The sequence below is a fragment of the Nocardia vulneris genome (genome assembly GCF_001613425.1).
Taxonomy (GTDB): domain Bacteria; phylum Actinomycetota; class Actinomycetes; order Mycobacteriales; family Mycobacteriaceae; genus Nocardia; species Nocardia vulneris.
In genome coordinates this window covers 300,225-322,393 of record NZ_BDCI01000023.1, presented here as the reverse complement: position 1 = coordinate 322,393, position 22,169 = coordinate 300,225, and the positions used below count along the sequence as shown (strand labels likewise).

General features: G+C 69.0%; 23 protein-coding genes. 13 read left to right on the top strand and 10 right to left on the bottom strand.

Annotated elements, in window-relative coordinates; translation table 11 throughout:
* The first annotated feature begins 59 nt into the window (after nt 1-59).
* The 4 genes from NVU01S_RS25990 to NVU01S_RS25975 all read left to right on the top strand — a co-directional run bounded on the left by NVU01S_RS25990 (nt 60) and on the right by NVU01S_RS25975 (nt 3,807).
* Nucleotides 60-452: a hemophore-related protein gene (locus NVU01S_RS25990; RefSeq protein WP_014981570.1), complete on the top strand. Its 393-nt coding sequence runs from the start codon at nt 60-62 to the stop codon at nt 450-452.
* Between the two features lie 27 nt (nt 453-479).
* Entirely contained in the window at nt 480-1,193 is a 714-nt protein-coding gene (locus NVU01S_RS25985) for a response regulator transcription factor (RefSeq protein ID WP_043664616.1), read from the top strand.
* Nucleotides 1,190-2,563 (top strand): sensor histidine kinase, encoded by a 1,374-nt coding sequence (locus NVU01S_RS25980; RefSeq protein ID WP_052280184.1) that lies wholly within the window; start codon nt 1,190-1,192, stop codon nt 2,561-2,563. The genes NVU01S_RS25985 and NVU01S_RS25980 overlap by 4 nt, the downstream gene beginning before the upstream one ends.
* A 74-nt stretch (nt 2,564-2,637) precedes the next feature.
* Nucleotides 2,638-3,807, top strand: coding sequence for a YhgE/Pip domain-containing protein (locus NVU01S_RS25975; protein WP_043664619.1), 1,170 nt, complete (start codon nt 2,638-2,640; stop codon nt 3,805-3,807).
* 3 nt (nt 3,808-3,810) lie between these two features.
* Here the strand turns inward: NVU01S_RS25975 and NVU01S_RS25970 are convergent, their stop codons facing one another.
* From NVU01S_RS25970 to pdxH, 5 genes are all read right to left on the bottom strand, one after another.
* Nucleotides 3,811-4,569, bottom strand: a complete 759-nt coding sequence (locus NVU01S_RS25970; protein ID WP_156161419.1) for a hypothetical protein — start codon at nt 4,567-4,569, stop codon at nt 3,811-3,813.
* 219 nt (nt 4,570-4,788) lie between these two features.
* The gene (locus NVU01S_RS25965) at nt 4,789-5,148 is read right to left on the bottom strand and encodes an FKBP-type peptidyl-prolyl cis-trans isomerase (protein WP_043664624.1); all 360 of its coding nucleotides are present in this window, start codon (nt 5,146-5,148) and stop codon (nt 4,789-4,791) included.
* A 44-nt stretch (nt 5,149-5,192) separates the two neighbouring features.
* On the bottom strand, nt 5,193-6,506 hold the full coding sequence (locus NVU01S_RS25960; RefSeq protein WP_014981565.1) for a citrate synthase: 1,314 nt from the start codon (nt 6,504-6,506) through the stop codon (nt 5,193-5,195).
* A gap of 192 nt (nt 6,507-6,698) precedes the next feature.
* Nucleotides 6,699-7,979: an MFS transporter gene (locus NVU01S_RS25955; protein WP_043664627.1), complete on the bottom strand. Its 1,281-nt coding sequence runs from the start codon at nt 7,977-7,979 to the stop codon at nt 6,699-6,701.
* A gap of 70 nt (nt 7,980-8,049) precedes the next feature.
* Complete coding sequence (pdxH, locus tag NVU01S_RS25950; RefSeq protein ID WP_052280185.1) at nt 8,050-8,778, bottom strand: pyridoxamine 5'-phosphate oxidase; 729 nt, start codon at nt 8,776-8,778, stop codon at nt 8,050-8,052.
* 124 nt (nt 8,779-8,902) lie between these two features.
* Between pdxH and NVU01S_RS25945 the strand changes: the two genes are divergently transcribed.
* A complete protein-coding gene (locus NVU01S_RS25945) occupies nt 8,903-10,051 on the top strand; it encodes a citrate synthase 2 (RefSeq protein ID WP_014981562.1) in 1,149 nt (382 codons plus the stop codon).
* A 117-nt stretch (nt 10,052-10,168) separates the two neighbouring features.
* Nucleotides 10,169-11,047: a polysaccharide deacetylase family protein gene (locus NVU01S_RS25940; protein ID WP_244467112.1), complete on the top strand. Its 879-nt coding sequence runs from the start codon at nt 10,169-10,171 to the stop codon at nt 11,045-11,047.
* Between the two features lie 9 nt (nt 11,048-11,056).
* Here NVU01S_RS25940 and NVU01S_RS25935 read toward each other — a convergent pair whose 3' ends face one another.
* Nucleotides 11,057-11,737 carry a hypothetical protein gene (locus tag NVU01S_RS25935; RefSeq protein ID WP_043664632.1) on the bottom strand — a complete coding sequence of 227 codons (681 nt, stop codon included), beginning with the start codon at nt 11,735-11,737 and terminating at the stop codon, nt 11,057-11,059.
* A 180-nt stretch (nt 11,738-11,917) separates the two neighbouring features.
* On the opposite strand from NVU01S_RS25935, the gene serC reads away from it, so the two are divergent.
* The 3 genes from serC (at nt 11,918) to NVU01S_RS25920 (ending at nt 15,554) form a co-directional block, all read left to right on the top strand.
* Nucleotides 11,918-13,042, top strand: a complete 1,125-nt coding sequence (gene serC, locus NVU01S_RS25930) for a phosphoserine transaminase (protein ID WP_043664634.1) — start codon at nt 11,918-11,920, stop codon at nt 13,040-13,042.
* 211 nt (nt 13,043-13,253) lie between these two features.
* The gene (sepH, locus tag NVU01S_RS25925; protein ID WP_043664637.1) at nt 13,254-14,333 is read left to right on the top strand and encodes a septation protein SepH; all 1,080 of its coding nucleotides are present in this window, start codon (nt 13,254-13,256) and stop codon (nt 14,331-14,333) included.
* A gap of 477 nt (nt 14,334-14,810) precedes the next feature.
* Entirely contained in the window at nt 14,811-15,554 is a 744-nt protein-coding gene (locus NVU01S_RS25920) for a DUF6928 family protein (RefSeq protein ID WP_043664640.1), read from the top strand.
* On the opposite strand, the gene NVU01S_RS25915 is transcribed toward NVU01S_RS25920, so the two are convergent.
* Nucleotides 15,555-15,839 (bottom strand): DUF2537 domain-containing protein, encoded by a 285-nt coding sequence (locus NVU01S_RS25915; RefSeq protein WP_029899889.1) that lies wholly within the window; start codon nt 15,837-15,839, stop codon nt 15,555-15,557.
* Entirely contained in the window at nt 15,836-16,636 is an 801-nt protein-coding gene (locus NVU01S_RS25910; protein ID WP_043664646.1) for a TrmH family RNA methyltransferase, read from the bottom strand. Before NVU01S_RS25910 ends, NVU01S_RS25915 begins: the two co-directional genes overlap by 4 nt.
* Nucleotides 16,637-16,855: 219 nt before the next feature.
* Here NVU01S_RS25910 and NVU01S_RS25905 point away from each other — a divergent pair, with 219 nt between their 5' ends.
* Entirely contained in the window at nt 16,856-18,061 is a 1,206-nt protein-coding gene (locus NVU01S_RS25905; protein WP_043664778.1) for a GNAT family N-acetyltransferase, read from the top strand.
* A 47-nt stretch (nt 18,062-18,108) separates the two neighbouring features.
* Complete coding sequence (locus tag NVU01S_RS25900) at nt 18,109-18,522, top strand: YccF domain-containing protein (protein ID WP_209444756.1); 414 nt, start codon at nt 18,109-18,111, stop codon at nt 18,520-18,522.
* A gap of 1 nt (nt 18,523) precedes the next feature.
* Here NVU01S_RS25900 and NVU01S_RS25895 read toward each other — a convergent pair whose 3' ends face one another.
* Nucleotides 18,524-18,961, bottom strand: a complete 438-nt coding sequence (locus tag NVU01S_RS25895) for an Rv0880 family HTH-type transcriptional regulator (protein ID WP_043664648.1) — start codon at nt 18,959-18,961, stop codon at nt 18,524-18,526.
* 107 nt (nt 18,962-19,068) lie between these two features.
* On the opposite strand from NVU01S_RS25895, the gene NVU01S_RS25890 reads away from it, so the two are divergent.
* On the top strand, nt 19,069-19,320 hold the full coding sequence (locus NVU01S_RS25890; protein ID WP_042253573.1) for a DUF2530 domain-containing protein: 252 nt from the start codon (nt 19,069-19,071) through the stop codon (nt 19,318-19,320).
* Nucleotides 19,321-19,323: 3 nt separating this feature from the next.
* Here the strand turns inward: NVU01S_RS25890 and NVU01S_RS25885 are convergent, their stop codons facing one another.
* A complete protein-coding gene (locus tag NVU01S_RS25885) occupies nt 19,324-21,381 on the bottom strand; it encodes a neutral/alkaline ceramidase (RefSeq protein ID WP_052280186.1) in 2,058 nt (685 codons plus the stop codon).
* A gap of 125 nt (nt 21,382-21,506) precedes the next feature.
* Here NVU01S_RS25885 and NVU01S_RS25880 point away from each other — a divergent pair, with 125 nt between their 5' ends.
* Nucleotides 21,507-22,121 carry a TetR/AcrR family transcriptional regulator gene (locus NVU01S_RS25880; protein ID WP_226887073.1) on the top strand — a complete coding sequence of 205 codons (615 nt, stop codon included), beginning with the start codon at nt 21,507-21,509 and terminating at the stop codon, nt 22,119-22,121.
* The last annotated feature ends 48 nt before the right edge of the window (nt 22,122-22,169 follow it).

Sequence of the window (22,169 nt, the reverse complement as noted above, 5' to 3'; positions counted from 1 at the left end):
TGTGACGGCCTAGCGTCGAGGGCGCTGAAGCAACCCCCTCGATGCTCTGGAGGCAACACATGAAGCGTTCCGTTGGTCGTCCCGCCGTCGCCGCACTCGCCGCGGGCGGACTGGCCACCGTGGCCCTGTTCCTCAGTCCCGCGATCGCGGCCGCCGATCCGATGACGCTGGCCGGGCCGCTGCTCGAGTCGGACTGTACCTTCGCGCAGGTCGACGCCGCGCTGCACGACAAGGCGCCGCAGCTGGCCTCGATCCTCGACTCGAACCCCGCGCAGAAGGCCGAGCTGCAGCGCAAGTTCGATCAGCCGGTCGAACAGCGCCGCGCGGATCTGCAACGCGCCCTCGCCGAGAACCCGGACGCGGCCGCACAGGCCGAGAACGATCCGCGCGCGGCCGGACTCGCCGAGACCATCCGTCAGGTCGCCGCGACCTGCCACAACTACCCTGCCTGAAGTACCGGCGCGGCGGGTTAGCCCAAAATGGACGCTGTGACACCTGCTTCTACACCGACCGTCCTCGTCGTCGATGACGACGAGGACGTGCTCGCGTCGGTCGAGCGCGGGCTGCGGCTGTCCGGGTTCCACGTGCTCGTCGCGCGGGATGGGGCGCAGGCGCTGCGCAGCGTGAACGAGCACGCGCCGGACGCGATCGTGCTCGATATGAACATGCCGGTGCTCGACGGCGCCGGGGTGGTGACCGCGTTGCGGGCGATGGGCAACGAGGTGCCGATCTGCGTACTCAGCGCCAGAGCCTCGGTGGACGACCGCATCTCCGGGCTGGAGTCCGGTGCGGACGACTACCTGGTGAAACCGTTCGTGCTCGCCGAACTCGTCGCGCGGATCCGGGCGCTGCTGCGCAGGCGCACCGACACGCCCCCGCCCGCGACGCCCGGCGCGATCACCGTCGGACCGCTCGAGGTCGATGTCGCCGGGTATCGCGCCCTGCTCGACGGGCACGAAATCGAGCTCACCAAAAGGGAATTCGAGCTCTTGTCCACGCTGGCCCGCAATGTCGGCGTGGTGCTGAGCCGGGAGCGGCTGCTGGAACTGGTGTGGGGCTACGACTTCGCCGCCGACACCAACGTGGTCGACGTGTTCGTCGGCTACCTACGGCGCAAGCTCGAAGTGGATGGCGTGCCCCGGCTGCTGCACACGATCCGCGGCGTGGGCTTCGTGCTCCGGGCGCCCAAATGACCGACGCCGCGGCGCCGAAAACCCGTCGGCTGCGGGCGTTTTCGTTGCGCACCCGGGTCGCGGGCGCGGCTGCGGCGGGGGCGATCGTGATCGTCTCGGTGATCAGCGTGATCAGCATTCGCGCGATCGAGCGCAACAACGTGCAGCAATCCGATCAGCAGCTCGCGATCGCCGCGCGCATCGTGCTGGTCGAACCGGTCATCGCGATCCGCTTTATCAGCCTGCTGCCCGGACTGACCAACGACATCGCGGTCACCGTCCGCGACGGCGGGGGCGTCACGGCGAGCACGCCGACCCAATTGCCCGATCTGACACCGGGTTCGCGCACCATCCCGGTCGCGGGGACGCCGTATCGCATCCTGTCGACCAGCGAGAACCAGCCCGCGGATCGGGTGGTGTCGATCGGTATCCCCGCCGCGTCGGCGGCCGAGGCGACCGCGGAGCAACGGCGCTGGGTGCTGGCGGGCGCGCTGCTCGCGATCGCCGCCGCGGCCGCGCTCGGCTGGCTGCTCGCCGGGCGCGCGGTGCGCCCGATCGTGCGACTCACCCGTCAGGTCGACGCGCGCAGCGCACTACCCGACCCGCACAACCCGCAGACACCGGTGGACGGCTCGGGCGTGCGCGAGGCGGAAAAGCTGGCGGACGCGGTGAACACGATGCTCGAGCGGGTCGACGAGGCGCAGTCCGCGACCGCCGCGGCGCTGGAGACCGCACGGGATTTCGCGGCGGTCTCCGCGCACGAGCTGCGCACCCCGCTCACCGCCATGCGCACCGATCTCGAGGTGCTGCGCACCCTGGACCTGGACGAGGCCCAGCGCGCGGAGATCCTCGGCGACCTGCAACGCAGCCAGGGCCGGGTGGAGACCACGCTCGCGGCCCTGGAGCGCCTGGCCACCGGTGACCTCACCCACGACCGCGATCACGTCGCCACCGATGTGGGCGACCTGTGCGACCAAGCCGCCCACGATGCCATGCGGCACTTCCCCGGCCTCACCGTGCGCATCGACAGCGACGCCGAGCTGGTGACCCGGGGGCTGCCGGCCGGGCTGCGCCTCGCGGTGGACAACGCACTGGCCAACTCGGCCAAACACGGCCGTGCCACCCAGGCTTTGGTCACCGCGCATCGGGCACCGAACGGCCACATCGTCATCAGCATCGACGACAACGGGCGCGGAATCCCCGAGCACGAGCGGCAGGCCGTGTTCGACCGGTTCTTCCGCGGCAGCCAGGCGAGCAAGGGCGGTTCCGGCCTCGGCCTCGCCCTCGTCGCGCAGCAGGCCCAATTGCACGGCGGGCGGGCCTATTTCGACGACGGTGCGCTCGGCGGCGTCCGTCTGGTGCTCGACCTGCCCGAACGCACCGCGAACTGAGCGGCCCGCGGTCCTTAGCGAACTCTCATAGAACAGCCATGGGCGCGGACGGATCCGAGTTCTAGGGTCGGGCTGTGATCGGAAAACGCGCCCGCTGGGCCCTTCTCGCCGTTGCTCTCCTCAGCGCTGGCGCGCTCGGCGCCGGTATCACCGCCTGCGGTGGCTCCGACCGCGGCCCGACCGGGATCGCACTCGTCAACGCCGATACCGGGCCGACGGGCGCGAAGGTGGTGAAAGCGCTCGAGGACGCGGGCGGCTACGAATGGACCGCGGCGCAGGCGGGCGAAGCGAGCACCGACGACTACGCGGCGGTGATCACCCTGCCCGCCGACCTCACCGAATCGATGGGCACTCTGGCCGGTGCGCAGCCGCGCCGGGCCAAGGTGACCGTGGCCACGCACAAGAACGCCGACAGCGAGCTGGTGCACGGCGCGGTGACCGAGGTGACCCACCGGGTCGGCGCGCTGGGGGTCGACGCCGCGCTGGCGGCCGTCGCGCAGGCGCGTTCGCAGATGACCCAGGTGCAGTTCACCACCCAGCTGCTGAAGGCCGGGGTGAACGCCGCCGCCTCGGGCGCCGACCAGTTCAGCTCGGGTGCCGACCAGCTCCTCGGCTTCCTCGACTTCGCGAAAGAGGGCTCCGCACAGCTCACTTCGGCCATCGCGCTGCTGAACTCGACCGTGGACGGGGCCGCGAAACAGGCGAACGAACTCGCCACCGCCCTGGATTCGACCGGCATCACGATCGCGCAGGTGGAGCAGACCGCGAACACGGTGAACTCCGGCCTCGATCAGATCATCCCGCTGCTGCGCGCACTCCCCTTCGCGAACGATCCGGCGCTGGCCGACATCATCAAGAAACTGGAAGGCCTGCAGAACATTTCGGGCCAGGCAGGCTCCCAGCTGACCGGCCTCGGCTCGCTCGTCGGCGGCGCGGTGGACCCGAACACCGATCTCGGCACCCTGCTTCGCACCGTGGTCGACCGATTGACCAGCGCCAGTGCGCAATTGAACGAGGGGGCGAAGCTGGCCGAAGGTCTGCCCAAGCTGGCCGACGAGGGCGGCGCCCAATTGGTCAGCGCCATCAGCCAACTCACCGGCGGCGTCAGCCAGCTGCAGACCATCGTGAACAACCTGGGCACCCAAACCGACAAGGCCGTCGCCGCCCTCCCCCCGCGCAGCAGCACCCAGCAGTCCGCCCTGGCCCTCGCCCTGACCGACCCGGTCGAGATCGTCCGGCAGTAATCGCTACAACCAACCCGCCGCACGCCATGTCAGCACGGCCAGAGCTTCCGCCTTGTCTGCCTGGATCCGTCCGGTGAGCGACCGGTCGTCCCCCTTGGCCATGCGAAGTGCATGCAGCGCGGCCTGCTTCGCCTCGCGCTGCTCGGTGGGCAGGTCACTGTCCGAGCCGCTGCCGCACAGCAGTCGCCGCTTTTCCTCGAGGTAGTCCTGTAATCCCTTGGCGGACATAGCGTCGGACTCGCTCCCCGTCGAGTCGACGCAGATCCGGTCCGACGGGTCACCGCACGGACCACCCGTCGCCGCGGTGTGCGCACAGACCACCATCAGCGCCAGCTCAGCAACGTCGCGATGAGACGCGTCAGGACGGATCCCCTTCCCGCGCTGCGCTGCGGCGACACCGACGTCATCCTTCAACTTGAACGGAACCGTCGCTTCGAACTTCGAATACTCTTCCGACGGCGCGTTCTCGAACCGCCGCGCCGCGCTGGCGATCCGCTTCGCCGCACAGTCCTTGACTGCCTCAGCGGTTCGAGCGGCTTCCTCCTCCGCCGAGGTGCACAGCTGCACGTCACGCAGTTGCTCGTCGGTGATCGCGTCGGCCGGGTCGTCGGCTGCCATATCGCCGTCGTCGCGCACCAGGACCACCTCGGCCGCGCCGACCGCCCGGCCGTCCACGTCGCCGGGACCCGGCAGAGTCAGTCCCCAACCCGCCGCCGCCACCAGCGAAACCAGTGCGATCCGGGCCACGTTCGTCGAACTCATCGAAAGCCTCCCTCAGCTTCGGGCACCGCAGGAATCCGGTCGATAGAGCTTGCGAATCAGGTGCGATCGTAGATCCGGCACCTGGCGTTCGAGGCCATCCGCCGGTCAGCCGGGGATGTCCGATCCCGCGGGCACCGCCACGCACCCGACCTGGTCAGGGCATGAAAAAGCCGGTGGCCCATACCCCTTGACGGGATATGGGCCACCGGGCGCTACAGGTCAGTTGGCGTCGAGCAGGTCGATCACGAAGACCAGGGTCTTGCCCGCGAGGGGGTGCCCGGCACCCGCGCCGCCGTAGGCCAGCTCCGGCGGAATGGTGAGCTGCCTGCGGCCGCCGACCTTCATGCCCGGGATGCCGTCCTGCCAGCCCTGGATCAGGCCACGCAGCGGGAACGTGATGGATTCGCCGCGGTTCCAGGAGGAGTCGAATTCCGCACCGGTGTCGAATTCGACGCCGACGTAGTGCACCTCGACGTTGCCGCCGGGCACGGCTTCCTTGCCTTCACCCTCGATGATGTCCTTGATCACCAGCTCGGAAGGCGCGGGGCCGCCCTGGAACTCGATCTCCGGCTTGGTCATTCGGGTTATCCCCTTCGTTGGTGGATGGTGGGTGTTACTCGGTACTACTGACGATTGGTGATCTCGCGGTAATCGCGCGCACCGTAGCCGGTGTAGATCTGCCGCGGGCGGCCGATCTTCAGTGGCTCGCTGTGCATTTCGCGCCAGTGCGCGATCCAGCCCGGCAGCCGGCCCATGGCGAAGAGCACGGTGAACATCCGGGTCGGGAAGCCCATGGCCTTGTAGATGACGCCGGTGTAGAAGTCGACGTTCGGGTACAGGCGACGCTCGACGAAGTAGTCGTCGGTGAGCGCGGCTTCCTCCAGCGCCTGGGCGATGTCGAACAGCTCGTCGTTGCCGAGCTTGTTCAGGATCGCGTCGGCGTGCTTCTTGGCGATCGCGGCGCGCGGGTCGTAGTTGCGGTAGACGCGGTGCCCGAAGCCCATCAGCTTCACGCCGTCTTCCTTGTTCTTGACCTTGCGGATGAACTCGCGAACGTCGCCGCCCTCGGACTTGATGCCGTCGAGCATCTCCAGCACGGCCTGGTTCGCGCCACCGTGCAGCGGGCCCCACAGCGCGTTGATGCCGCCGGACACCGAGGTGAACAGGTTGGCATCGGAAGAACCGACGAGCCGCACGGTCGAGGTGGAGCAGTTCTGCTCGTGGTCGGCGTGCAGGATGAGCAGCATGTCCAGCGCCGCGGCGACCTCGGGGTCGACCTCGTAGGGCTCGGCCGGGAAGCCGAAGGTCATCCGCAGGAAGTTCTCCACCAGGCTCAGCGAGTTGTCCGGGTAGAGGAACGGCTGGCCGACCGACTTCTTGTACGAGTAGGCCGCGATGGTGGGCAGCTTGGCCAGCAGCCGGATGGTGGACAGCTCGACCTGCTCGGGGTCGCGCGGGTCCAGCGAATCCTGGTAGTACGCCGACAGCGCGTTCACCGCGGACGAGAGCACCGGCATCGGGTGCGCGTTGCGCGGGAAGCCGTCGAAGAATCGCTTCAGATCCTCGTGCAGCAGGGTGTGCCGGCGGATCCGGTCGGTGAAGTCCTCCAGCTGGGCCTGCGACGGCAGCTCGCCGTAGATCAGCAGGTAGCTCACCTCGATGAAGGTCGAGGACGCGGCGAGCTGGTCGATCGGGTACCCGCGGTAGCGCAGGATGCCCGCCTCACCGTCGATGTAGGTGATCGCCGACTTGGTGGGGGCGGTGTTCATGAACCCCGGGTCGTAGGTGACGTACCCGGTGCTGGCGAGCAGCTTTCCCAGCTCGATCCCGTCGTTGCCCTCGGCGGCCTTGGTGACCGTCATCGGGAATTCCCCGCCGGGATAGGTGAGTACCGGCTTGGCGTCTTCGTCGACGTTGATGATGTTCTCAGCGGGCACGGAAGGATCCCTCTCAGGCTAGAACCGTAGGCATCGTCGCGGTCGGCGCACGATGCACTTGTCTCAACGCTAGACGTTCACCGACCCGGACAACCACGGAGGGTAGTCCTGGGGAGGCTCACAATCACTTCCCGGCCAAGTGAGGTCGGCCAAGGCCATCGCACCACAGTTGCCAGGAATTCGCAGGGCGCTTCACGCCACTGTTTCCGCATGTGCGCGGCCCACCCGGTATCGGACGAATGCCGGGAACGCCACCGCCGCGATCACTACGCCGACCACGACCAGACCGCCGCCGCCCGCGGCCGCCACAGCAGTACCCAGACTCGCAGCCGCGAAACCGTGGGCAACATCACCGATGCGGGGCCCACCTGCGACAACCACGATGAACACGCCCTGCAGCCGGCCGCGCATCTCGTCGGTGGCCACCTGCTGCAGCATGGTGACCCGCAACGCCGCCGAGACCATGTCGACCGCGCCGCCGAACGCCGAGCAGAGCAGCGCGATCCACAGGCCGGCCCCCAGGCTCAGGCCGTGTCCGGTGAAACCGACGGCGAGGCCGAAGCCGACCATGGCCAGGCCCCACAGGGCGATACAGATGAGCACGGCGAGTCCCTGCCGCCGGATCCGCGGAATCCATCCCGAGAACACCCCGCCCAGCACCGCACCCGCCGACATGGACGCGAACAGCAGCCCGAGCGCGACGCCGCCGGTGGTCGGATCGCCGAAGGTCTCGTGCGCGATCTGCGGGAACAGCGCGCGCGGCATGCCGAACACCATCGCGATCACGTCGACGGCGAACGACGCGAGCAGCACCCGCTGCGTCGCCAGATATCCGAAACCGTCCAGCACCGTGCGGAACCCGGCCTTGCGGACCGACCCGGTCGGCGGCAGCGCGGGCAGCCGCCAGACCGCCCACAGCGTGGCCAGCAGGAAGACGGCGTCGATCAGATAGAGCATGGACAGCCCGATGACCGGAATCAACGCGCCCGCGAGCACCGGGCCGGCGATCGCGCCGAACTGCATCACCGTCATGCTGAGCGAATTCGCCGCGGCCAGTTGGTCTTCGGGCAGCAGGCGGGGAATCGTGGCGCTGCGCGTCGGCTGGTTCACCGCGAAGAACGCCTGCTGCACCGCGAACAGGCCGAGCACCACCCACACGTTGTCCAGACCGGCGGCGGCCTGCACCCAGAAGGCCAGCGCGGTGAGCCCGGTGCCGGTGTTGGTGATGAGCATCAGCTTGCGCCGGTCCATCACGTCGGCCAGCGCGCCGCCCCACAGGCCGAACACGATCAGCGGCACCAGGCCGAACAGCCCGGCCAGGCCGACGTATCCCGAGCTGCCGGTGATCTGGAAGATCTGCTGCGGCACCGCGACGACGGTCAGCTGAGCGCCGATCATGGTGACGATGCCCGAGGTCCACAGCCGCCGGAAGTCGCTGTGGCGCAGGGGCGCGGTGTCGGCGAGCAGCTTCACCGGGCGCACTGTAGCGAGTCGAACCCGGTTGTCACGACTGGATATTGATCACCCGCGCGACGGGAATAAATCACGGCTGTAGTCGGTCGACCGTCATCGTCGCGTCTCGAATGAGCACCCGGATGCGGTTGTGCAGCCTGCCGCGGCGACCCTGCCAGAACTCCACCTCGTCGGGACGCAGCAGGAACCCGCCCCAGTGCGGTGGCACCGGGATCTCGTCGACGTCGGCGAACCGCTCGACCGTCTCGGCCATGATCCGATCCAGTTCGGCGCGCGAGCCGATGGTCCTGGACTGGTGCGAGGCCCACGCGCCGAGCTGTGAGTCGCGCGGGCGGGAACGCCAGTACACGCCGGTGGTCTCGGCGCCGACCCGTTCGATCGCCCCGCGCACGTGCACCTGCCTGCCGAGCGCGGGCCAGACGAAGGTGGCCGCGGCGAACGGGACGGCGGCGAGCTGGCTGCCCTTGGCCGAGTCGTAATTGGTGTAAAAAGTCACACCTTCGGGCGAAAGCCCCTTGCAGAGGACCGTCCGGGCGACCGGCCGTGGCGTCCCGCCCGTCAGTGACACGGTGGCGAGCACCATGGCGTTGGGCTCCGCGACACCGACCGCGGTCGCTTGCTCGATCCAGTGGCGTAACAACGGTTCCCAGCCGCCGGCCAGCCAGGTTTCGTCCAGATCGACGTCTTCGCCACTGCCGAACGGGGCACCGCCGTAGTCGACTCGCATCGCCGCGAGATCGGGGGTCGGCAGGAATTCGGCCGCTTCCTGTCCGCCAGATGAATTGTCCAGGTCACGCATGGGGCAGACGTTACTCCGCAGTAGCAAGGAGCTAAGGTTTTAGTGATCGGCATGTACTCGGCGAGCCTTGCTACCCCTCTTCGACGAGCATCATGCGGCCCGAAGTGCAAGGAGAAGTCACAGCATGACCACCACCCCCGCGGTGCCTACTGGGCAGACCGCCGTACCCAGTGATTTCGTCAGCGGCCTGGAGGGCGTGGTGGCTTTCACCACCGATATCGCCGAACCCGACAAGGACGGCGGTGCGCTGCGCTACCGCGGCGTCGATATCGAGGACCTGGTCGAGGGCCGGGTGACCTTCGGCGACGTGTGGGCCCTGCTGGTCGACGGCGAATTCGGTCGCGGTCTGCCGCCCGCCGAGCCCTTCCCGCTGCCCGTGCACACCGGTGACGTGCGCGTCGACGTGCAGGCCGGCCTGGCGATGCTCGCGCCGATCTGGGGTTACCAGCCGCTGCTCGACATCGACGACGAGACCGCGCGGGACAACCTGGCCCGTGCCTCGGTGATGGCGCTGTCCTACGTCGCGCAGTCCGCGCGCGGCATCTACCAGCCCGCGGTGCCGCAGAAGCAGATCGACGAGTGCACCACGGTCACCGAGCGCTTCATGACCCGCTGGAAGGGTGACCCGGACCCGAAGCACACCGAGGCGATCGACGCCTACTGGGTGTCCGCGGCCGAACACGGCATGAACGCCTCCACCTTCACCGCCCGCGTCATCGCCTCCACCGGCGCCGACGTCGCTGCTTCGCTGTCCGGCGCGATCGGCGCCATGTCCGGCCCGCTGCACGGTGGCGCGCCCGCACGCGTGCTGCCGATGATCGAAGGCGTCGAAAAGTCCGGCGACGCAAGGGCCCTGGTCAAGGGCATCCTGGATCGCAAGGAAAAGCTGATGGGCTTCGGGCACCGGGTCTACCGGGCCGAGGACCCGCGGGCTCGCGTGCTGCGTGCCACCGCGAAGCGACTCGGCGCCCCGCGCTACGAGGTGGCCGCCGCACTGGAGCAGGCCGCGCTGGCCGAGCTGCGCGAGCGTCGCCCGGATCGCGCGATCGAGACCAACGTGGAGTTCTGGGCCGCGGTGATCCTGGACTTCGCCGAGGTGCCCGCGCACATGATGCCCGCCATGTTCACCTGTGGCCGCACCGCCGGGTGGTGTGCGCACATCCTCGAGCAGAAGCAGCTCGGCAAGCTGGTCCGGCCCGCCGCCATCTACACCGGCCCCGGACCGCGTCGCCCCGAGGACGTCGCGGGCTGGAGCTCGGTCCGGCACGCGTAGTCCCGCGGCCGTCACACGGCAGGGTGATCGAACGAACACGACACGAGCCGAATGCCCTACACCAGTGGGGCGTTCGGCTCGAGTAGCATCCCCGTGACGTCGAGAGAGAGCTGACGGATGGTGGAAGAGGGAATGTCGCGGCGGCGGATGCTCGGCCTGGGCACCGCGATGGCCGCCGGTTTCGTCGCCACCGGATGCTTTACCGCCCAGCGCGATACGGCCGCGACCCCGAGTTCCACCGAGACCGCGGCGGCCCCGCCGAGCGACCGGGTCGTCGTCTCGAAAGCCGCTCCCCCGCCGGACAATTCCCCCGCCGCGGTCGCCGCCCGCTATGCCGGTGTCCAGCCGCAGCAGTGGGGCATGGAGATGGCAGGCATCACAAGCACTTTCGCCGCCGCGGGCAAGCAGATGGCGTTGACCTTCGACGCCTGCGGTGGACCGGGCAACAACGACATCGATCAGTCGCTGATCGATTTCCTGGTCGCCCAGCGGATTCCGGCCACGCTGTTCCTGAACAAGCGCTGGATCGATGCCAATCAGGGGCGCGCCGCCCAGTTGGCCGGGAACCCCCTGTTCGAACTGGCCAATCACGGTGTGGCGCACAAGCCGCTGTCGGTGACCGGCCGGGCGGCCTACGGCATCACGGGCACCGGCTCGGCACAGGAGGCGGCCGACGAGGTCTGGGCCAATCACGAGCGGCTGGCCGGCCTGCTCGGCCGCCCGCCGCGCTTCTTCCGCCCCGGCACCGCGCACTACGACGACGTCGCCGTGCGGATCGTGCGGGAGATCGGCGAGACCCCCCTCGGTTTCAGCATCAACGCCGACTACGGCGCCACTGCCTCCGCCAAGCACGTCGAGACCGCGATGAACGCCGCGGCACCGGGGGCGATCTCGCTCGCGCACATGCATCGCCCGCAGTCGGGCACCGGCGCGGGCATGATCGCGGCGCTACCGACCATCCGCGCGATGGGCTTCACCTTCGTCCACCTCCCCTGACGGACGCGGTCAGTCCTCGCCGAGCGAGGCGGCCCAGTCGACGGCGACGGACTCGCCGTGGTCGACCGTGAAGAAGGCGACCTCGAGGTGCTGGCCGAGATCGACCAGACCGATCGCGGCCAGCGGCACCGGCTGCACGAGCCGGACCAGCCAGGGCGTCGGCTCGTCCCAGGCACGCACCTCCAGATCCAGCCGCAGCACCGGGTCGTCGCGCCCGGAGTAGTCCGCCGCCACCGGGGTCGCCGCCAGCACGGTCGCGTCGGCGCGGCGTCCGTCGGCGAGGATCTTGGCGATACCGGCCCGCCCGGTCTCCGCGAAATCCGGTACGTAGAGCACCAATCGGTCCCGATCGCCCGGATCTATGCGGCAGCACACCACATCTCCGGGCTGCATCCATTCGAGATCGGCCGCCGACACCCGCTGGCGCACCCGGGTCTCGTACGGTGCCGTGCCGTCCACCAGCACCCGGACCCAGAACACGTGACCCGGCTCGCGCCGCGAGGGCGTGCTCGAATCCGGCTCGCCCGCCTTCGAACTCGGCCGCACGCCCAAAATCGTTGCCGAGCCGAGTGCTCCGCGCATCAGCAACTCGCGCCGCGCCGCGTCCGAGATCGCCCCCACCCGTAGCCCGAAGGTGCGTGACCGGCGACCCCGCAGTCGCCACCCCGAGCTCGCCGACGCCATGTTCATGGGCGCAAAGGTTAGCTGGAGTGTGCCCGGCGACACAGCAATACCACCGCAACTCGAGCACGCCGCGGGGAAATCCGGCAGCCGCGCGGGCCCGGCCGGGCCGGGCCCGGTCCGTGGCTTCGAGCACAGCAGCCCACCCACACTGACAGAGCTGGTCCGACACGCTTTACCCTGTTCGGCATGACCACTGCGTTCCCGACGATTCCCGACGACCTCAAGCCCGCCGACGGACGGTTCGGTTGCGGCCCCTCCAAGGTGCGACCGGAGCAGTTGCAGTCTCTGGTGAGTGTCGGCGCCTCGGTGTTCGGAACGAGCCACCGGCAGAAGCCGGTGAAAGATGTGGTCGCGCGGGTCCGTTCCGGGCTGCGCGAACTGTTCACGCTGCCCGACGGCTACGAGGTGGTGCTCGGCAACGGCGGCACCACGGCCTTCTGGGACGCGGCCGCGTTCGGCCTGATCCGGGAGCGCTCGCTGCATCTCACCAACGGTGAGTTCAGCTCGAAGTTCGCCTCGGTCGCCAAGGGCAACCCGTTCATCGGCGATCCCATCGTGGTCTCGTCCGAGCCGGGCAGCGCCCCCGAACCGGTGTCGGACCCGTCGGCCGACCTGATCGGCTGGGCACACAACGAAACCTCCACCGGTGTCGCCATTCCGGTGCAGCGTCCGGCCGGTTCGGAGCACGCGCTGATCGCCATCGACGCGACCTCGGGCGCGGGCGGCCTGCCGGTCGACATCGCCGACGCCGACGTCTACTACTTCGCACCGCAGAAGTGCTTCGCCGCCGACGGTGGCCTCTGGGTCGCGCTGATGAGCCCCGCGGCGCTGGCCCGGGTCGAGGAGATCAAGACTTCGGGTCGCTGGACACCGGAGTTCCTCTCGCTGCCCGTCGCGATCGACAACAGCACCAAGGACCAGACCTACAACACCCCGGCGCTGGCCACGCTGCTGCTGTTCGCCGACCAGATCGAATGGATCAACGGCAACGGCGGCCTGGACTGGGCGGTCAAGCGGACGCTGGATTCCTCGTCGCGGCTGTACAACTGGGCCGAGTCGAGCGAATTCGCCACGCCGTACGTCACCGACCCGGCGCACCGTTCGCAGGTCGTCGGCACCATCGACTTCGCTGATTCGGTCGATGCGGCCGCGGTGGCGAAGGTGCTGCGGGCCAACGGAATCGTCGACACCGAGCCCTACCGCAAGCTGGGCCGCAACCAGCTGCGCGTCGGCATGTTCCCGGCGATCGACCCCGAGGACATCAGCCAGCTCACCCGTAGCATCGACTGGGTCGTGCAGAATCTGGGCTGACACACCGGATTCGACGCGCTCCGCGCACGTGACACGCCACACATGACACGCCGTGGCGCGCGAAGCTTCAACTCGAACAGAGCAGATTAGCGGGGTGCGGAGGTCTCCGCGGAGATTTCCGCCCCGCGTGTCCTGCCCCACGGATCTCAGAAGTGCACTACTGTTTCGGAAAGTGGGCGGTGTCGCGAGTCGACGCGGTAAGGAGGTAACGGTGCGTGAACTTCGAGTGATCGGGGTGACGCCCGACTCCACGCACATCGTGTGTATCGACACCGAGTCCGGCGCGAAGTACCGGCTGCCCGCCGACGACAAGCTACGAGCCGCAGCACGCGGAGACCTTGCCCGATTCGGCCAGATAGAGATCGAAATGGAAGCAACTATGCGTCCTCGCGATATCCAGGCTCGAATCCGCGCCGGCGCCTCCGTCGAACAGGTCACCGCCGAGTCCGGCATGCCGGCCAGCCGCGTCGAGCGGTTCGCCTACCCGGTGCTGCTGGAGCGCGCCCGTGCCGCCGAACTCGCCCAGAAGGCGCACCCGGTCCGCCCCGACGGGCCCGCCGTGGAAACCCTCATCGACGTCGTCACCGCGGCCTTCACCGAGCGCGGGCACAACATCGAAGGCGCCGAATGGGACGCCTGGAAGGACGAGAAGGGCTTCTGGGTCGCCCAATTGCAGTGGCAGAACGGGCGTTCCGAAATCGCCGCGCACTGGCGCTACCAGCCGGACGCGCACGGCGGCTCGGTCTCTCCGCTCGACGACCCGGCCTCGGACCTGATCGATCCCGACTTCGGCCGCGCGCTACGCGGTCTCGCGACCATCCTGCCCGCGGCGGCCGAGACCCCCGAACCGCAGCCCGAGCCGGTGGCCGAACCGCGTCCCGCCCCGGCGGCACCGCCCACCCGCCCTGCCGCCCGCCAGCAGGGCCGGCCCACGCTGGACGAATACTTCGAGCAGCGTGCGGTCGCGGCCGGTGGCAGCAGCACGCCCGCCATCACAGCGGGCGCGACCGCCGCTCCTGCGGCGGCGACCCCCACCACGCCCGCCGCCGCGAGCCCCGCGCCTAGCGCGCCTGCACCGAGCCCCGCCGCATCAACCGCCGACAGCACCGCGGATACCGCCCCGCCCGCACCCGCCGCGCCCAAGGCGCCGGCGGCGAAGGCACCGGCGGCCGAGGAAGCACCGGCCAAGCCCGCCAAGGCCCCGGCCAAGACCGCCCGCACCAAGCGCGGCAAGGCGCCCATGCCGTCCTGGGAGGACGTGCTGCTCGGCGTGCGCAGCTCAGGTCACTGACGCGCACGCCCGTCGCTCTCGTATTCCGGACCCGCCGAGAACGGCTGGCGCGTTTCGTTCAGGAGCTGCCGCGCGATGTTTCGCACTCCGCCCGCGTGGTTTCGCACTCCGCCCGCGTGGTTTCGCACTCCGTCCGCGTGTCGCTCGGCTGCCACGCGCGCGCGACGACGGGCTGCGCGCGGCGAGCGCTCCGCCGCACTCGAGTTCAGTGCGTAGCTCGCGCGTCCGGTCGAAATCGGTTTGCTGAGGCCGAGGCTGGTTTGCTGAGCCCCGCGTAGCAACATATTTCGCGGCGCGCGGGCGTGTTCCGGGACCGAAGGACGGTCCGGAACCGCGCACGGCAGGTAGATTTTTAGTGTGTGATCGACGGCGTGCCAGGCATCGGACGAGACACCGACGCGGTGAATTGTTCGACACCCCAGTGCGTTGCTCGAAGTTCGCGGAGCTGATTCGTGCAACCATCGGGAGGTGCCGGAAATGCTATCGAAAGCTTCGTCGCTCTGGTACGTCGACGCATCCGACCCGTTGACGGTACTGCGCGCCAATCACGACCCGGATCCCGATGCCGCACTGGCGCTTGCCAAACAGTTGCACAGTGATCGCGACGTCCTGCCGATCATGGTCGGCACGCTGGCCGGGTGCGCGGGCCCGGACCTCGACGAGGTCTACATCGGCTGCTACCCCGGCGTCACCGTGGTGTGTTCGGCGCAGGCCGCCCGCATCCACCCGACCGAGCTGCCGGAACTGCTGGTGCGGCCGCTCGCCTCGGAGCACACCTACCTGGTGTCGTTCGACACCGCGCACGGGTGGGGCGCGTTCGCGCATTGGGAGCGTGGCGAATTCCGCCGGGCGTTCAGCTCCAGCCGGGTCAACATTTTGGAGGACGAGGGACTCCCCCTGGTCTGGGAACGGCCGTACTGGGCCGGTGAGCACCCGGTGCGCTGGCAGGCCGGCGAACTCCCCGACCCGCAGACCCTGCCCTTCGATCCGCCCGACTTCGCCGACGCCGCGAACAACGAATGGCTCGGCTTCCACTACCGCGCACCGGCTCCGGCAGGCGCGCTGGTGCCCGGTGACGTGGCGGTCTGCGGATTCACGCTCTATCCGAAAGGACAGGCGCCCGACCCGGCCACGCTGGTACCGCCCGAGGAAGAACCGGAGGACATCCGCCCCCGGCGCGGCCTGTTCGGCTGGCTGCGCGGCTCCGACCGCGTGTCCTGATCAGCTCGCCAGGCCACCGAGCAGCAGCACCAGCCAGCCGAGCCCCACCCCGGCGACACCGCCGAGCACCACCCATCTGGTCACCGGCGCCTCGCGCAACCGCCAAGCGGTCGGCGCGGCGCCGCCGGCCGCGACCACGTTCACCGCGACCGCGAGCAAGGGATGCACCTCGGCGAGCGCCCGCCCGAACGAATACACCGCGATCGCGCTCAGCAGCGCGACCATGATCGTGACGGTCAGCCCGGCGCCCCACGGCGCCGGGCTCTGGGTGGGCGGATAGGTCATGTGCGTACCCGCTCGTAGAAGGCCATGGCCGCGGCGGTCGCGACATTGAGCGAATCGGTGCCCGGCGACATGGGGATTCGCGCGCGCACATCGGTGGCCCGCATCGCTTCCTCGGTCAGCCCCGGTCCCTCGGCGCCGAGCAACAGTGCCACACGCTCCCCTGTCATCGCGGTGGCCAGCGTCATCGCGTTCGCGTCGGGGGTGAGTGCGATGATCTGGAATCCTTTGCGCCGCAGTATATCCAGACCAACCGGCCAATCCGGCACCGAAGCGAACGGCACCCGCAGCACGTGCCCCATGGAAACCCGCACCGCGCGCCGGTACAGCGGGTCGGCACATCGATCGCCGAACAGGATCGCCTCGGCGCCGAGTCCGGCGGCATTGCGGAACATCGCGCCCAGGTTCTCGTGGTCGTTGACGCCCTCCAGCACCGCCACCGTGCGCGCGTGCGCGGTGACCTCGTCCAGACTCAGCGGCGCCGGCCGGTGCGCGACCGCCAGCACGCCGCGGTTGAGGTGGAACCCGACCACCTCCGCCATCACCTCGGCCGTGGTCCGGTAGTACGGCACCGCGACATCGACCAGATCCCCGGCGAGCTCCACGCGGCGCTTGTCCACCCCGAACAACGCCGTCGGGGCGAACCGCGAAGCCAGCATCCGCTGGACCACCACCACCCCTTCGGCGATCACGAGTCCACGCCGCCCGGGTAGATCCGGCCGGCGGTCGGCGGAGTTGAGGTCGCGGAAGTCATCCACCCGCGGGTCGGCGGGGTCATCGATATCGATCACTTCGGCCACGGCTACATCCTGCCCGTCCGGGTTACCGCGTGGCGCGACCGGTGTCCGATCCCCGCCACCCGGTGTGGCGGCAGCGGGGCCGTCCGCCGCGCGCGACGCCGCGCGAACGTGGTGGCCGTGCGAACGTGGTGGCCGCGCGAACGTGGTGGCCGGGCCACTGCGCGCGACCCCGGCGAAAATCGAGTGCGGGGCGCGCTCGGGGCGTGGGAGGGTGCAACGATGACGTTGACTGACGGCATCACTATCCGCTCTGCCACCGAGGACGATCTGAGTTCGATCAGGACGCTGGTGGCGACCTCGTTCGGCGCCTATGGGCCCGCGGGCTTCCGCGAACACAGCCGGCAGCTGTTCCCGCCGGCCGACGCGATCGTCGCGGTCGACGACGGCGTGGTGGTCGGGCATGTGAAATCCCGGCGGATGACGGTGACCGTGCCGGGCGAGCGAGCGGTGGACGGCTGCGGGATCGCCGCGGTCGGTGTGGCGCCGACGCATCGGCGGCGCGGAATCCTGCGGGCGATGTACACCGAGCAGCATCGGCGCACCGAAGCCGCGGGGCTGGCGCTGACATTGTTCACGGCCAGCGAGGGCAGCATCTACGGGCGGTTCGGTTACGGACCGGCGGTGCGGGAGAACGCGGTCTCCATCGATCGGCGCTTCGCCGAATTCCGGCCCACCACACCGGATCCGGGTGGCGTGCTGCTCGCCGAAGCCGCCGCGGTCACCGAGCACGTCGAGGCCGTCTACGACCGGTGGCGCAGGTTCACCCCCGGTGTGCAGGTGCGTCCGGCGGCCTCGTGGGCCATGCTGTTCGCCGATCCGGAGGCGGTCCGCGACGGTGGCTCAGAGCTTTTCGCGTTCACCCATCCGGATGGCTATGCGCTGTACCGGAATCATTTCACCGAGTCCGAGCGGACCGTCGACGTGCTGGAGCTGCGGGCGGTCACCGGCGAGGCGCATGCCGCGCTGTGGCGGGCGCTGCTCGGACTGGATCTGGCGCAGCGGGTGAAAGCCGTACTGGGCGACAATGATCCGCTGCCCTACCTGCTGACCGATCCGCGGCTGGTGCGCACCACGGCCCGCGAGGACGGACTGTGGTTGCGGCTCATGGACATTCCCGCGGCCTTGACCGCGCGCACGTACCAGCGCGACCTGGAACTCGTGCTGGCGGTGCAGGATCCGTTCCGCGACGCGGGCGGCACGTTCGTTCTGCGCGTCCGCAACGGCGTCGCCGAGTGCGCGCCCACCACCCGCGCCCCGCAGCTCGAACTCGGCATCGACGTGCTCGCGAGCATGTATCTCGGCGCCTATCCGGCCCGAGTCTTCGCCGCCGCCAACCGGCTCCAGGCCAAGGACCCCGCCGACCTGGCGGCCCTGCAGGAAGCCTTCGGCACCGACCGCGACGCGGTGCTCGGCTGGTTCTTCTGAACCCGGCCGGAGCACACGGCCACGTGTGCTCCGGGCCGAGTGCTGGCATGCTGGTGGATGTGAAGCCGATTCAGCTCGTCCTCAACATCCTCTGGTTGGTGTTCGTCGGTTTCTGGATGGCATTGGGTTACATCCTCGCCGGCGTCATCTGCTGCATCCTGATCATCACGATCCCGTGGGGCATCGCGTCGTTCCGGATCGCCGCCTACGCGCTGTGGCCGTTCGGCCGCACCACGGTGGAGAAGCCGGGCTCGGGCGCGGGTTCGCTGGTCGGCAATGTCATCTGGTTCATCGTCGCGGGCTGGTGGCTCGCGCTCGGCCACCTGCTGACCAGCATCCCGCTGTTCATCTCGATCATCGGAATCCCGTTCGGCTGGGCCAACCTCAAGCTGATTCCGCTGTCGCTGTTCCCGCTCGGGCGCGACATCGTCGACAGCGACCAGCCGTTCGGCGCGCGCTGAGTTATTCGGACTCGTCGACGATCTGCTTCATGATGCCGACCGCGCGGGTCAGCACCACGATCTGATCCTCGGTCAGGCCCGAAAGCTGCTCGGTCATCCAGGCTTCCCTGGCGTTGGTCTCGTCGGCGATCAACGCGCGGCCCGCCTCGGACAGCGACACGATGATCTGGCGGCCATCGGTGGGGTGCGGTTTGCGCTCGACCAGACCGAGATCGGTGAGCGAGGCGATGACTCTGGTCATCGACGGCGGCTGGACGCGCTCCTTCGCGGCAAGCGCACCCGGGGTCATCGCACCGTCCCGAGAAAGGGTCGCGAGGGCGGACAGCTGGGTCAGCGAAATCTGCGCGTCGGCACGTCGACCACGCAGATGACGCGTCAGCCGGACCACCGCCAGCGAGAGTTCACCGGCGAGGGTTCGAACATCGGATGGCGTTGTCACAGAGGTGAACGATACGGGACCGGTGGCCGACGGACCGGCGTTCTCGCCGGTACGCGCACAGCCGCAGCCACATCGGTGGTGCGCGGGCCGCCCGGCACGCCGCCGTTATGCTGGGTGACGTGACTCAGAACGTGCCGCAGATCCCGCCGCGGCTGACCGATCCGCGGCCCGTGCTCGCGGTCGGCTGCGTGCTCTGGCTGATCGCCACCGTGGTGGTGTGGGCTGGTGGCGATAGGTGGGCGTCGGTGCTGCCGGTCTGCCTGATGGGGCTGGTGGTCGGCGGGCTCGCGCTCGGCATCTTCCTGATCCAGCGGCGTGGTGCGCGGCGTGGCGACAAGGGCGCGCAGACCGGGCTCTGAGCGTCAGCGCACCTCGAAGTCGTTGCTGGTGCCCGTGAACGGGTGCAGCGCACCGTCGGGGCTCAGGCTGTCGGCGTAGTGCTGCAGGCGGTAGTGGCCCGGTGTGGCATCGCCCGGGATATCCCAGGTGAACCGCGCGACAGAGGCCGCGGCACCGCGCTTGCTCCAGTGGAATTTCACCGCCCACTCGCCCTCGTTGGCCACCCGGATCCACTCGCCCGCGGAATTCTGCCGCTGCACCTCCAGGAAGGTGCCGTTGCGGCGCGGGTTGTGTTTCGGGTGGGCCGAGACGAATTCGGCGACGACCTGAGCGCCCGCGGCGTAAGCCGGTGCGGGCTGGGTCAATACGTCGCCGAAGGTCCGGCCCGGCGGGGTGGTGTCCGGCCCGGCACCCGGCTGGAAGTTGGGTTGCAGGTGGGACACGTCGCGCGGGGCCGGCCCGCGCGGCACCTGCTGCCGGGCCGCGAACGCCGTTGCCAGCCGGGTGAATTCCTGCTGATACGCACCGAGGGTGTAGCGGCCGAACAGCGTCGAGGCGCCCTCGTACTGCTGCGCGTCGTATTCCTCAGGGGTGGTGACGTATTCGTGGTAAGCGTTCGCGTAGCCCTGCATGAGGACCTGTTCGAGCGCGACGCCGAGCGCGTCCGCGACCGCCCGGCGCACCCGCAGCCCGGCGGTGATGGTGAATTCCCCACCGGCGGCGGCCAAATAGAGCTCACCGATCCGGACCAGCTGGATCGGCAGCACGTTCGGCACCCAGGCCACCGGCGGCAGCAGGCCGAGCGGCGCGGCGATCGCCTTGGGCGCCTGGGCATCCGCGAGCCACGCGGGCGCGGGCGTGTTCGGGTCGCCCAACGCCTGCAGGAACGGATTGCGCACGCCTTCCGGGATGGGCACACCCGGCAGTCCCGGACCGTCCTCGATGCTGCCCGCGATGAGCGAGACGCCCGCGGCGGCCGGCGCGGTGTGCCTGGGCTGCCCGTCCGGAGTGAAACGACCGTCGACGGCGATATCGGCCAGGTCGATGTAGCAGAGCAGCGCGTCGACCGGTCCGCTGGTCGAGCGGGCCTGGGCCAGCGCGTCTTTCGACGCCCGGTACTGCCGCTCGCCGATGATCCGGGTGTTCTCGAACTCGTCCTCGGTGGGCCCGGAGCCGGGACGCAGGTTGAGATTCGGCGACATATCGCCCGCGTTGGTCTGCGCGAAGGCCGCGACGAAGCCGGGGTCGCCGTCGAGATAGCGGACGCCGTGTTCGAGGTGCTCGTAGGAGAACGCCGCGTAACCCTTGTTGTCGGCGCTGATCAGCCGATTCTGGTTGGTCATCGAGGTGTTGTGGGTGGCGAACCAGGTGATCGCGCCGACCTGTCGACCACCCTTGACGAGCGACAGCACCGTGACCGCCGGGTCGATCGCCGCGGGAAAATGTTGTTTGTCGGCACTCGGATTGAGTTCCCAGGCCACCCTCGACCGGTTGATGCTCGCGTCGTGCAGTTCACCGCGCCCCAACGCCAGCGCGCCTGGCCCGAGATCGGCGTGCGCGGCCGCGACCGCCTCGACGATGCCGTTCACCTCCGCGTCGTACACCTGCTGCTGAAAACCCATGATGGACAGGTTGTATGCGTAATCGTTGCTGGAGCCGCCACAGGTCGCGTGCGAATGCGTCGAGGTGAGCAACACGTTCTGTTCGGTGTATTGATCGCCGAAGCGGCGCGCGAGTTCGGCCAGCACGCCGCGGTGCACGGACTGGAAAATCATGCCGTTCTCGGCCACCACGAACACGATTCGCCGGCCGCCCGCACCGATGATGAACGCTCTGGCGCGCGGACGCAGGTGGATGCCGGCGGTCTGCTGCTCGAACTGGGAATAGCCCATCATTCCGCATTCCGCCGCCGGACCGGTGATGTCGGAGACGCCGACACCGATCTCGTAGCCGCCGGAATCCGGCGCCGCGGCGGCCCGCGCGCCCGAGCGCTCGGCCAGGACAGGCACGGTGGCCGCGGCGGCCAGCGTCGCCGAACCGACTACGGTTCGGGCCAGAACGGTTCTGCGCGACAGCGGCATACACGTCTCCTTCGATCCTGATGGCAGCGAACCACACAACTGGTCACTCGTCCAGTCCAGATTTTTCGACCAGCGAATTGACTGCACGCGCCTAGAGCGCTTAACTCCCTGAGGTGTCCTCCCGATTGAGCGTCGAAGAAAGACGGGCCCACCTTATCGAGGCCGCGATCGGTCTTGCCGAAAAAAAGGGCGTTGCGGGCGTGACCACGCGCGATGTCGCCCAGGCGGCGGGCGTCTCGCTTGGTGTGGTCCATTACTGTTTCGAAAACAAGGACGCGCTGATGACCGAGCTGGTCAAGGCGTTGTCGATGGAATTACGAGATTCCGTCGACGCCAATGAAACAGTGTGGCAAGACGTCGGAAGTGGAAAAGAAGCGCTTCAAAAATTGATCCGCGCGGGACTGGAACTCATGTGGCTCAACATTGAGGCAACCCCGGAACGTCAGCTACTCACTTACGAAACAACAACTTACGCACTGCGCGAAGGCGAGCAAACTCCCGCCAAACTCGCGATCGCGCGCGAGCAGTACAACTTCAACGACTCCACCGTCGCCGACATCCTCGAGCACGCGCGCGACGCGACCGCCAACACCTGGTCGGTACCGCTGCCCTCATTGAGCCGGTTCACCCTCAACGTGATCGACGGAGTGGTGCTGCGCTGGCTGGTGGACAACGACAGCGAGGCCGTCCGCGCCCAACTGGATCTGCTCAGCCAGATGATCGCGGAGTACGCGTCCTGAACTTCTTGCGACACAGCAGTTCTCGCGCAATCTGAGTTCCCGCACACC

Excerpts from the sequence above, each read along its gene's own strand:
- NVU01S_RS25935 (WP_043664632.1), bottom strand. The coding sequence starts at position 11,737 with ATGAACATGGCGTCGGCGAGCTCGGGGTGGCGACTGCGGGGTCGCCGG.
- pdxH (WP_052280185.1), bottom strand. The coding sequence starts at position 8,778 with ATGCGTGACCTGGACAATTCATCTGGCGGACAGGAAGCGGCCGAATTC.
- NVU01S_RS25905 (WP_043664778.1), top strand. The coding sequence starts at position 16,856 with ATGACGTTGACTGACGGCATCACTATCCGCTCTGCCACCGAGGACGAT.
- NVU01S_RS25890 (WP_042253573.1), top strand. The coding sequence starts at position 19,069 with ATGCTGGGTGACGTGACTCAGAACGTGCCGCAGATCCCGCCGCGGCTG.
- serC (WP_043664634.1), top strand. The coding sequence starts at position 11,918 with ATGACCACTGCGTTCCCGACGATTCCCGACGACCTCAAGCCCGCCGAC.
- NVU01S_RS25965 (WP_043664624.1), bottom strand. The coding sequence starts at position 5,148 with ATGACCAAGCCGGAGATCGAGTTCCAGGGCGGCCCCGCGCCTTCCGAG.
- NVU01S_RS25920 (WP_043664640.1), top strand. The coding sequence starts at position 14,811 with ATGCTATCGAAAGCTTCGTCGCTCTGGTACGTCGACGCATCCGACCCG.
- NVU01S_RS25945 (WP_014981562.1), top strand. The coding sequence starts at position 8,903 with ATGACCACCACCCCCGCGGTGCCTACTGGGCAGACCGCCGTACCCAGT.
- NVU01S_RS25980 (WP_052280184.1), top strand. The coding sequence starts at position 1,190 with ATGACCGACGCCGCGGCGCCGAAAACCCGTCGGCTGCGGGCGTTTTCG.
- NVU01S_RS25990 (WP_014981570.1), top strand. The coding sequence starts at position 60 with ATGAAGCGTTCCGTTGGTCGTCCCGCCGTCGCCGCACTCGCCGCGGGC.
- NVU01S_RS25885 (WP_052280186.1), bottom strand. The coding sequence starts at position 21,381 with ATGCCGCTGTCGCGCAGAACCGTTCTGGCCCGAACCGTAGTCGGTTCG.
- NVU01S_RS25900 (WP_209444756.1), top strand. The coding sequence starts at position 18,109 with ATGCTGGTGGATGTGAAGCCGATTCAGCTCGTCCTCAACATCCTCTGG.
- NVU01S_RS25970 (WP_156161419.1), bottom strand. The coding sequence starts at position 4,569 with ATGAGTTCGACGAACGTGGCCCGGATCGCACTGGTTTCGCTGGTGGCG.
- NVU01S_RS25985 (WP_043664616.1), top strand. The coding sequence starts at position 480 with ATGGACGCTGTGACACCTGCTTCTACACCGACCGTCCTCGTCGTCGAT.
- NVU01S_RS25915 (WP_029899889.1), bottom strand. The coding sequence starts at position 15,839 with ATGACCTATCCGCCCACCCAGAGCCCGGCGCCGTGGGGCGCCGGGCTG.
- NVU01S_RS25940 (WP_244467112.1), top strand. The coding sequence starts at position 10,169 with ATGGTGGAAGAGGGAATGTCGCGGCGGCGGATGCTCGGCCTGGGCACC.